This window comes from Paenibacillus sp. NPDC055715 (genome assembly GCF_053617595.1).
In genome coordinates this window covers 1-2094 of sequence record NZ_JBSHGA010000033.1, presented here as the reverse complement: position 1 = coordinate 2094, position 2094 = coordinate 1, and the positions used below count along the sequence as shown (strand labels likewise).

At 53.3% G+C, this 2094-nt stretch carries 1 rRNA gene; it reads left to right on the top strand.

What is annotated here, in order from left to right:
• Window positions 1-75: 75 nt before the first annotated feature.
• Window positions 76-2094: ribosomal RNA gene (locus ACWGOO_RS22290) — 23S ribosomal RNA — on the top strand; the annotation flags it as partial.

The following is a 2094-nucleotide window of genomic DNA, read 5'->3' as shown; positions in this document are numbered from 1 at the left end:
GAAAGATCTTTTGCCTCTGGCAAGAATCATTCTTTATCGAACATCGACATTTTCTTTCTGTGAAAGAAAAGTCTAGGTTAAGCTACAAAGAGCACACGGAGGATGCCTAGGCGCCAGGAGCCGACGAAGGACGTGGCGAACAACGATAAAGCCTCGGGGAGCTGTAAGCAAGCTTTGATCCGGGGATGTCCGAATGGGGAAACCCGGCTGTCTTCATCGACAGTCACTTTCTGCTGAATACATAGGCAGAACAGAGGCATACCAGGGGAACTGAAACATCTAAGTACCCTGAGGAAGAGAAAACAATAGTGATTCCGTCAGTAGCGGCGAGCGAACGCGGATTAGCCCAAACCAAGGAGCTTGCTCCTTGGGGTTGTGGGACGTCTCACATGGAGTTACAAAGGAACCGGTTAGATGAAGAGGTCTGGAAAGGCCCGCCAAAGAAGGTAAAAGCCCTGTAATTCAAAACCCGTTCCCTCCGAGACGGATCCCGAGTAGTGCGGGGCACGTGAAACCCCGTATGAATCCGGCAGGACCATCTGCCAAGGCTAAATACTCCCTGGCGACCGATAGTGAAGCAGTACCGTGAGGGAAAGGTGAAAAGCACCCCGGAAGGGGAGTGAAATAGATCCTGAAACCGTGTGCTTACAAGAAGTCAGAGCCCGATCTAGGGGTGATGGCGTGCCTTTTGTAGAATGAACCGGCGAGTTACGTTCCCGTGCAAGGTTAAGGTGAAGAGCTGAAGCCGCAGCGAAAGCGAGTCTGAATAGGGCGAATGAGTACGTGGACGTAGACCCGAAACCGGGTGATCTACCCCTGTCCAGGGTGAAGGTGCGGTAACACGCACTGGAGGCCCGAACCCACGCATGTTGAAAAATGCGGGGATGAGGTGGGGGTAGCGGAGAAATTCCAATCGAACCCGGAGATAGCTGGTTCTCCCCGAAATAGCTTTAGGGCTAGCCTCGGAATAAGAGTCGTGGAGGTAGAGCACTGATTGGGTGCGGGGCCCGCAAGGGTTACCAAGCTCAGTCAAACTCCGAATGCCATAGACTTCGTTCCGGGAGTCAGACAGTGAGTGCTAAGATCCATTGTCGAAAGGGAAACAGCCCAGACCATCAGCTAAGGTCCCCAAGTGTGTGTTAAGTGGGAAAGGATGTGGAGTTGCACAGACAACCAGGATGTTGGCTTAGAAGCAGCCACCATTGAAAGAGTGCGTAATAGCTCACTGGTCGAGTGACTCTGCGCCGAAAATGTAACGGGGCTAAACACGCCACCGAAGCTATGGCTTGATACTTAGGTATCAGGGGTAGGGGAGCGTTGAATGCGGGTTGAAGGTGTACCGGAAGGAGCGCTGGACTGCATTCAAGTGAGAATGCCGGTATGAGTAACGAAAAGATCTGTGAGAATCAGATCCGCCGAAAGCCTAAGGGTTCCTGAGGAAGGTTCGTCCGCTCAGGGTAAGTCGGGACCTAAGGCGAGGCCGATAGGCGTAGTCGAAGGACAACAGGTCGAAATTCCTGTACCACCGTAATCCGTTATGAGCAATGGGGTGACGCAGTAGGGTAGTGACGCGGACTGATGGATGTCCGTCTAAGCAGTGAGGCTGGTGTGTAGGCAAATCCGCACATCATAAGGCTGGGCTGTGATGGGGAGCGAAAATTACAGTAGCGAAGGTCATGATCTCAGACTGCCAAGAAAAGCCTCTAGCCAGGAGAAGGTGCCCGTACCGCAAACCGACACAGGTAGGCGAGAAGAGAATTCTAAGGCGCGCGGAAGAACTCTCGTTAAGGAACTCGGCAAAATGACCCCGTAACTTCGGGAGAAGGGGTGCCTCGGTAGGGTGAATAGCCCGAGGGGGCCGCAGTGAAAAGGCCCAAGCGACTGTTTAGCAAAAACACAGGTCTGTGCGAAGCCGCAAGGCGAAGTATACGGGCTGACGCCTGCCCGGTGCTGGAAGGTTAAGGGGAGTGGTTAGTCCTTCGGGGCGAAGCTATGAACCGAAGCCCCAGTAAACGGCGGCCGTAACTATAACGGTCCTAAGGTAGCGAAATTCCTTGTCAGGTAAATTCTGACCCGCACGAATGGCGTAACGAC